The organism is Thermomicrobiales bacterium, from assembly GCA_023954495.1.
Taxonomy (GTDB): domain Bacteria; phylum Chloroflexota; class Chloroflexia; order Thermomicrobiales; family CFX8; genus JAMLIA01.
Map to the genome: position 1 here is coordinate 1 of JAMLIA010000113.1, position 8,267 is coordinate 8,267.

The window sequence follows — 8,267 nt, forward strand, 5'->3', positions numbered from 1 at the left end:
AAGGCGATGATCGTGTGGAACTCGAACCCGCTCGTGATCGTGCCCAACGCCGACCGCGCCCGCGAGGGCATGGCGCGCGACGACCTGTTCACGATCGTCCACGAACAGTTCCTCACCGACACCGCCAAGTACGCCGACATCGTGCTGCCGGCTACCACGCAACTGGAGCAGGTCGATCTGCACAAGGCGTACGGCCACTACTTCATGCAGTACAACCACCGCGCGATCGAGCCACTCGGCGAAGCGCGCTGCAACTGGGATGTCATGCGCACGCTGGCGGCCGGGATGGGCTACGACGAGCCGTGGCTGCGTCAGGAGCCGGAAGAGGTTATCGACGAGATCCTCACCGCAACCCGTGCGATCAACCCGTTGCTCGATGGCATCACGCTGGAGCGACTGCAGAATGAGGGCCCTATTCCCTATGCCAGAGTCGAGCCGGGTTGGGTGCCGTTCGGTGATGGCGTGTTCCCGACTCTGTCCGGCAAGGTCGAGCTGCTCTGCGAGGCACTGGTCGAAAAGGGTGTCGACGCGCTGCCGGATTACGTGCCGCCGTCCGAGTTTGCCGAGCCGCTGCGGTCGGACGAGCTCGTCCTGTTCACCAGCGCCGCCCACCACTTCACGTCCACCAGCATGGGGAACCTGCCTGCGCTCATGCGCAAGGAGGGCGAACCATTCATCGAGATCAACCCGCTCGATGCGGCAGATCGCGGCATCTCCAACGGCGACCGTGTGATCGCCGCAAACAACCGCGGCGAAGTCCAGCTCCGCGCAATCGTGACCGACGACATGCCGCGCGGTATGGCGCTCGCGCCGAAAGGCCAGTGGCCAAAGCACAACGTTGATGGACACAACATCAATTCGCTGACATCCGACGCGCTCGGTGACCTCGGCGGACAAAGCACATTCCACAGCAACCGCGTCACCGTCCGCATCCTTGATCGCATCGGCGATGCGCCGCCAGAACTGGCGCCAGCGTCAATCCCCGCGAAGTAGCCTGTCGCTAAGAACGATTTGCAGCGCGAATATCAGGAGCCGATCTTGCGCCACCAGGCGGGGACGGCCCATTGGTCGTCTTCGCCGTAGGCGTAGCCGTTCCATTCAACGAGCTTGCTGGCACGCAGGAGCTGGGGGATGACCTGGCCGTGGACGACCATTTTGGCCATGTCGGGGTTATTCTCCGGCCAGAGGCGGATGGCTTCTTCGTAGGCTGCGGCAGTCGGGCCATCGAGCTGCAAGGCTTCGATGAATTCGACTGTGGTGAACTCATCGACGTTAATGCGCTCGATGATCGGCGCAATATACGGGGCGAGGAAATCCACCAGATCCTCAACGGGATCGCCCTCTGGCGGCGTCAGGCTCGACACGTCACATCCTCCAAACCGTTGCCGTCTTTGCCATCAAGCATTGTCACATATCAGGCCGGTGCGGTGTTGAAACAGTAGCGGGAGCAGCGAGGATGCCCGACGACGAGAGGCCGGCTGACCAGGTGACCGCGTTGACGATGCACGCGACGCTGACCGAGCAGAGCGATCTGGCGCTGCTGGCAGCGACGCGCGAGGGCGACGATCGCGCCTTTGAGGCGCTGTTCGCCCGCTACTACTCGCAGGTGTACGCCGTCATTTCCCGCATCGTCGGGGACGCGGCGGAGGCTGAGGAACTCGCGCAGGAGACGTTCCTGCGGTTCTACGAGCGTCCGATTCAGGTCACACCCGCTGCGAATGTCCGCGCCTGGCTGTTGCGTGTCGGAACGAACGCGGCGTTCAACGCCGTGCGATCCCGCCGCCGCCGAGCCAACTGGCTGAGCCGCCTGGCCGGGCGTGCTGAGGCGCGTCAGGTCGAGGATGATCCATTGTCGATCGTGGCGGAGCGCGACGAAGCGCACCATGTTCGGCAGGTGCTCGCGCAACTGCCGGAACGCCAACGCGCAGTGCTGGTGCTGCGTTCAGCGGGTCTGTCCTATGCCGAGGTCGCTGATGCCCTCGGGGTCAGACCCGGCTCAGTCGGCACGATTCTAGCCCGTGCGGAACGTGCGTTCCGCGAGAAGGCCGGGGACGACTACTACACGCCGGGAGGTGAAGGATGAGCCGACATACGACCCAAGGGCGCGCGTGCCCATCTGACGGCGAGCTCAGAGCGCACCTCGATAACCAGAGCACGCCGGACGTGCGCGCGCATGTGGCGACGTGCGCGGTGTGCGCGGATCGACTTTCGCAGATGGCATCGGATGCTGCTAACGTCGCGTCGTCGCTCGATGTGCTGGAAGCCTTGCCACAGCGAGTCGAAACACCGGTCGCGTTTCAGCGGATGCAAACGTCACTTTCGACGGCAACGCAGCCGTCGCTACTTCAACGAGGAGGAGACTGGATGAGTTCTCTCTGGAGCCGTCCACAGGGACGGGCAATTGCAGCCATGGCGACTGCCGTCGTGCTGCTGCTGGTGGTGACGCTGTCACCAATGCGCACCGTCGCGAATGATTTCCTGGATCAGTTCCGAGTGCAGAAGTTCGCGGCGATCACGATCCCGATGAATTTCGAGGCACCGGACCAGACCGCCATGTTCCAGATGATGTCGGCGGCGGCGGAAAACCCGGCTGTCCACGATGAGCTGGCGGGGCTCGGCACCTTCGAGTCCACGTTCCAGATTGATGCCGCCCATATGCCGACCGCGCTGACAGAGGCGCAGGCTGCCGATCAGTACGCCGGTCTGCAAGTTCCGCAGAATCTGCCGGATGGTTTCGACAGCGCGCCGCAAGCGTATGTCACCGAGGCCGGCTCGGCGTCCTACGCGCTGAACGTCGACAAGATGCGTGAGCTCATTGACCAGGTCAACCTGCCGATCTATGCGTTCGACTCGGTGACATCGCCGACGTTGACGTTCGCCGTCGATGTTCCGACAGCCGCGATCCTGCGCTATCAGGACGCTGCCGGTCAGAACCTCATTGTTGGCCAGATGGTCAGCCCGCAGCTCGACATTCCGAGCGAGTTCAACATGGACCAGCTCCGCGAGGACATCCTGCGCTTCCCGGGTCTGCCGAGCGATCTGGTGACCCAGCTGCGCGCAGTCGACGACTGGGAATCGACGCTGATCGTGCCGATCCCTGAGGATGCGACCAGCGAGAGCGTCAAGGTTAACGGCAATCCGGGCCTGTTGATCAAGGCTGACGAGGGCAATGGCGTTCTCTGGGAAGACAATGGCACGCTCTACGCAGTCTTCGGTCAGGTGACGGCAGACCAGATCATGTCGACGGCCAAGTCGCTGTCGGGCTCATAGGGCGGTCGTACGTCGAACAGATGCTGACTCGTCAGGTAATCGCCGGATCGGCTGAGGAATCGGCCGGTCCGGCGAATCGTCAGGTTCAGGTGGGATGGTCAAAGCGCAACCTTCGGTCGCCGATACGGCGGCCAGCCGTGATGTCTCGCGGGCGTCGTTTCAGCCCGCAGCACTGGAAACGCAGCATCTCCATAAGCGGTTCGGCCGGGTTGTCGCCGTTGATGACCTGACGATTCGGGTGGCCGCCGGCGAAGTGTTCGGGTTTCTCGGGCCGAATGGCGCGGGGAAAACGACCTCGATCAAGATGCTGATGGGCCTGACCCGTCCGACTTCCGGCACTGCCCGTCTCCTCGATCGACCGCTCGGTGACCGGGAAGCGCGTAAACGCATCGGGTTCCTGCCCGAGATGTTCCACTTCCACGAGTGGCTAACCGGCGCGGAGCTGCTGGACATGCACGCGCGGCTCTACGGCATGAGCGCCACCGAGCGGCGCGCGCGCATTCCGGAGGTGCTGGAGCAGGTCGGCATGTTCAGTCGGCGAGACCAGCGACTCGATTCGTACTCCAAGGGCATGAAGCAACGCATCGGGCTGGCGCAAGCGCTGCTGCCCGATCCGCTGGTCGTGTTCCTCGATGAGCCGACCTCGGCGCTCGACCCGATTGGCCGGATCGACGTGCGCCGGATCATTCAGACGCTGCGCGACGATGGACGCACGGTTTTCCTCAATTCGCATCTGCTTTCGGAAGTCGAATCGGTTTGCGACCGGGTCGCGATTATCAACCGAGGTCGAGTCGCGGCGACTGGCCCGATGCGGGATCTGCTGGGCCGTGAGCTTGTAGTCAATCTGCGCCTGGGTCGCTACGACGACGATGTCCAACGAGCGGTCATGAGCTTCGCGACGATGCACGGCGTCGAGCGCGTCAGGGATGCGTCTGTAGTAGCGGTTGAAGTGGGCGATGAGGAGACGATCGCGCGGCTGGTTGACGCGCTGGTCGCTCTGGGTGTGCCGGTCTACGGCGTGACACCGCACCAGCAGACGTTGGAGGACCTGTTCATTCAGGTCGTTGATGCATCGGACGAGCGAGATCCATCATGAGGACACTGCTGATTGCTCGCCTGACGTTCGACGAAGCATTCCGCCGCAAAGTGATCCTCGCTGTCCTGCTGTTGAGCGTCGTGTTCCTGACGCTGTACCTCTTCGGGTTTCAGGTGCTGCGTGACGACCTGATTCGATTCCGCGAGGAGCGCCTTGGCCGCTCCGACGAGCTGCTGCCGTATGACGCGCAGGCCAGCGCCATGGTGCTGATGGGTCTCTACACGGTCAACTTCCTGGCCGGCGTCATGACCATCTTCGCGGCGGTCGGCACGATCTCGGGCGAGATCGAGTCCGGCGTGCTGCAGGCGATCCTGCCGAAGCCACTCTCGCGCTGGGAGATCGTCGCTGGGAAGTACCTGGGGTTCCTGTCGATGATCGCGATCTATCTCGCCTTGATGGTCGGCAGTGTCGTGGCTATCTCTCGCTATGTCGGTGACTACACACCGCCGAATATCATCCGTGGCTGGCTGCTGATGGTGCTGGTGTCGGCCATTCTGCTGGCGTTGACGATGCTGGGCTCGACGATCTTCTCGACGATGGCGAACGGGATCGTCGCGCTGATGCTGTATGGCATGGCACTGACCGGCGGGCTGGTGGAGCAGGTTGGCACCGCACTGGACAACGACACGATGGTACGCATCGGCGTCATCACCAGCGTCGCTCTGCCCAGTGACTCGATGTGGCGAATGGCATCCGACATTGTCCAGCCGCGCTCAGTCGCCTATGCGCTCGGCCCGACGCCCTTCGGTACCATCTCGCCACCATCGGAATTTGCGATACGCTACGCCGTTGTCTATTGCGTCGCGCTGGTGCTGGCGTCCGCGTTGGTCTTCAAGCGCCGCGACATCTAATTGCGCCGTGTGCTTGAGTCACTGCGTAGAATCAACGATGGTAGCAGCAGTATCCAGGAGGCGATGTTGACAGAGCCAGATGGACTTTCAGCCATTCAGGTCCCGGCGGGGCCGCTGGCGACGAATGCGTGGGTCATCGTCGAGCGTGCCGGGCAGACCGCGTTCATCGTGGACGCACCGCCGGAGTCGATCGACTTGATCGACAGGGCGCTGGCCAGCGTCGATGCCAAGCCGGTCATGCTGATTCTGACGCACACGCACTGGGATCACATCGGCGACGCAGAGGCGGTTCGCGCGCGCTATGACATCCCGCTGGCGGTGCATGCGCTGGAGCGTGGGCGGCTGGAGGATCCGGGGGACACACCGGTGCCGATTGCTCCTGCCCAGGTCGATCGCGAGCTGGCGGACGGTGATGTGCTGCACCTGGGCAACTGGACCTGCACTGTCATCCACACTCCCGGCCACAGCCCCGGTCAGATCTCGCTATATTTCGCCGACAATACGATGCTCTTTGGTGGTGACACGCTCTTCCCGAACGGCTATGGGCGCGTCGATATCCCTGGCGCGAGCGAGGAGCAGACGCTCGCAACCATCCGCCGCTTGCTTGAGCTGCCTGACGAGGTGAGGGTGCTGAACGGGCACGGCGAAGCGACGACGATCCGCCGTGAACGACCATGGATGCGCCACGTCGCCGAGACGGGCGAACTGCTGAGTTAGTGACGGTACGCTGAGATGCACATCACCTTCCTTGGGACCGGCACCAGCAATGGTGTTCCGATGATCGGCTGCCAATGCGCCGTCTGCCGCTCGACCGACCCGCACGACAAACGCATGCGCTCGTCGGTCGTCGTCGGTGTCGACGGGCAGACGATCCTGATCGACACGACACCGGAGTTGCGCCTGCAAGCGCTCGCCAACGGTATCTGCCACATCGACGCCGTCGTTTTCACGCACGCACACGCCGACCACGTCGCCGGTTTCGACGATCTGCGCAGCTTCAACTTCCTCAGTCAGGCACCGTTGCCGGCCTACGCCGACAGGTTTACTGCCGACCTGCTGCGCGAGCGCTTCGCATATGCCTTCGAGAACCCGTTCCCGTTCTATGGCGGCAAGCCGGATCTCGACCTGCATGCTTTCGAAGATGAGTTCGCGATTGGTCCGACAGTCCTGCGACCATTCCCGGTGACGCACGGACGCTGGACGGTAATGGGCTTCCGGATCGGCAAGCTCGTCTACCTGACCGACGCGAAGGTGATCCCAGACTCGTCGCTGGATGTCATGCGTGGCGCGGAGGTCGTCGTTATCAATGGGCTGCGGCAGACCCCGCACCCGGTGCATCTCTCGATCCCCGAGGCGCTGGAGGTGATTGCCGAGATCGGGCCGCAGCGCGCCTATCTGACGCACCTTTCGCACGATGTCCCGCACGCGGCCACGAACGCGCAGCTCCCGGACGGCGTCGAGCTGGCCTATGACGGACTGACCGTGTCGATCGACGATGGCGTTTGATCCAGCCGCGAAGGCGCTGCGGGATCGCTTCTTCGAGAGTCTGTCCGATCTGGAGTGGATGCGACGGCGCGGCGTCTTCGGGCGTCCCGCACTCAGCGTCCCCGGTACGCTCTTCGCGTTCTTCTACGCCGATCGGATTGTCGTCAAGGTCTCGCCGGAATTGCGCCTGAACCTGCTGGAGAGTGACGACGTCTACGAGTGGGTACCCGAAGGCAGCGGCTTGCGCTCCTTTGGTGAATGGATCGCCGTGCCGATCGCGGGTCGCTCAGATAGTCACCTGCGCGACGTCCTGCGCGATGCATACGCCCGCGCGGCGAACATCACCGACTCCTCGATGGACCCGCCGGACGAGCTGTAGTGTGAACCACGAGGGCCGGCAGGGGTTAATCTTGTCGGCCCTCGTTGCTTCTGATTGCGTGCTGCCTAGCTCGGCTTCTCCGGCCAGCGGCCATACCAGTCGAACGGCTGGTTGCTCAGGTTGACCACAACATTCTTGGTCTCGGTGTAGAGCTCCAGCGCGTGGCGCGAAAGCTCGCGGCCAAGGCCGGACTGCTTGTAGCCACCGAATGGCGCTTCCGGCGGGTTCACCGTCGGGTAGTTGATCGAGACGTTGCCGGCGCGAATGGCGGCGGCCATGTTGTGGGCGCGCTTAACATCGTTCGTCCAGATCGTCGCGGCCAGTCCGTAGATCGTGTTGTTGGCCATGGCGACGACTTCCGCATCCTCCTTGAACGGGATCACCGAGAGGACCGGGCCGAAGACCTCTTCCTGCGCGATGGTCATGTCGTTGTGTACTTGCGCGAAGACGGTCGGGGCGACGAAATTGCCGGCAGCCAGCTCGGCGGCGTCGATGCGCGAACCGCCGTGGGCGACGTTTGCGCCCTCGCCCTTGGCCTTGTCGATAAAGGACAGGATGCGATCGCACTGCGCGCGTGACACAACCGGTCCCATCTGGGTGTCCCAGTCGAGTGGGTCGCCGACGCGGATCTGCGCCGTGCGCGATACGAGCTCCGACAGGAACTCGTCGTGGACCGACTCGTGGAGGAAGAGGCGGGTGCGGGCAGTGCAGCGCTGTCCGGCGTTGGTGAAGATCGCGAACAGCGACCCGCGCACGGCCTCGTCGATGTCGGCATCGGCAAAGACGATGTTGGGGCTCTTGCCGCCCAGCTCCAGCGTCACTTTCTTGATCGTGCCCGCTGACTGGCGCAGGATGCCGCGGCCGGTCTCGGTCTCGCCGGTGAAGGCGACCTTGTCGACATCAGGATGCTCGCAGAGCGCCGCGCCAATTTCAGCGCCAGGGCCGGAGAGGACGTTCAGCACACCATCGGGAATGCCGGCTTCGCGGGCGATCTGGCCGAGAATGAGGGCGGTGATCGGAGTGTTGCTGGCTGGCTTGAGGATGATCGTGTTGCCGGTCGCCAGCGCCGGACCGATTTTCCAGGCGGCCATCAGCATCGGGAAGTTCCAGGGGATGATCTGGGCGCAGACGCCGATCGGCTCGCGGACGGTGTAGTCCAGCAGCGGGCCGTTCATCGGGATCGTCT

General features: G+C 63.5%; 10 protein-coding genes. 8 read left to right on the forward strand and 2 right to left on the reverse strand.

Features of this window, described 5'->3' with window-relative positions:
• A partial coding sequence (locus M9890_14845) for a molybdopterin-dependent oxidoreductase (protein ID MCO5178230.1) occupies positions 1 to 993 on the forward strand: 993 nt, incomplete at its 5' end.
• Positions 994 to 1,025: 32 nt separating this feature from the next.
• On the opposite strand, the gene M9890_14850 is transcribed toward M9890_14845, so the two are convergent.
• A complete protein-coding gene (locus M9890_14850; protein ID MCO5178231.1) occupies positions 1,026 to 1,364 on the reverse strand; it encodes a hypothetical protein in 339 nt (112 codons plus the stop codon).
• A gap of 92 nt (positions 1,365 to 1,456) precedes the next feature.
• Between M9890_14850 and M9890_14855 the strand changes: the two genes are divergently transcribed.
• The 7 genes from M9890_14855 (at position 1,457) to M9890_14885 (ending at position 7,081) form a co-directional block, all read left to right on the forward strand.
• Positions 1,457 to 2,083, forward strand: a complete 627-nt coding sequence (locus tag M9890_14855) for a sigma-70 family RNA polymerase sigma factor (protein MCO5178232.1) — start codon at positions 1,457 to 1,459, stop codon at positions 2,081 to 2,083.
• A gap of 281 nt (positions 2,084 to 2,364) precedes the next feature.
• A complete protein-coding gene (locus M9890_14860) occupies positions 2,365 to 3,270 on the forward strand; it encodes a DUF4367 domain-containing protein (GenBank protein ID MCO5178233.1) in 906 nt (301 codons plus the stop codon).
• A 94-nt stretch (positions 3,271 to 3,364) separates the two neighbouring features.
• Positions 3,365 to 4,366, forward strand: a complete 1,002-nt coding sequence (locus M9890_14865; GenBank protein ID MCO5178234.1) for an ABC transporter ATP-binding protein — start codon at positions 3,365 to 3,367, stop codon at positions 4,364 to 4,366.
• Positions 4,363 to 5,217, forward strand: coding sequence for an ABC transporter permease (locus M9890_14870; protein MCO5178235.1), 855 nt, complete (start codon positions 4,363 to 4,365; stop codon positions 5,215 to 5,217). The genes M9890_14865 and M9890_14870 overlap by 4 nt, the downstream gene beginning before the upstream one ends.
• A gap of 66 nt (positions 5,218 to 5,283) precedes the next feature.
• Positions 5,284 to 5,934: an MBL fold metallo-hydrolase gene (locus M9890_14875; GenBank protein MCO5178236.1), complete on the forward strand. Its 651-nt coding sequence runs from the start codon at positions 5,284 to 5,286 to the stop codon at positions 5,932 to 5,934.
• Between the two features lie 15 nt (positions 5,935 to 5,949).
• Positions 5,950 to 6,723 (forward strand): MBL fold metallo-hydrolase, encoded by a 774-nt coding sequence (locus M9890_14880; protein MCO5178237.1) that lies wholly within the window; start codon positions 5,950 to 5,952, stop codon positions 6,721 to 6,723.
• Positions 6,713 to 7,081, forward strand: a complete 369-nt coding sequence (locus M9890_14885; GenBank protein MCO5178238.1) for an MmcQ/YjbR family DNA-binding protein — start codon at positions 6,713 to 6,715, stop codon at positions 7,079 to 7,081. The genes M9890_14880 and M9890_14885 overlap by 11 nt, the downstream gene beginning before the upstream one ends.
• 65 nt (positions 7,082 to 7,146) lie before the next feature.
• Here M9890_14885 and M9890_14890 read toward each other — a convergent pair.
• A partial coding sequence (locus M9890_14890; GenBank protein MCO5178239.1) for an aldehyde dehydrogenase family protein occupies positions 7,147 to 8,267 on the reverse strand: 1,121 nt, incomplete at its 5' end.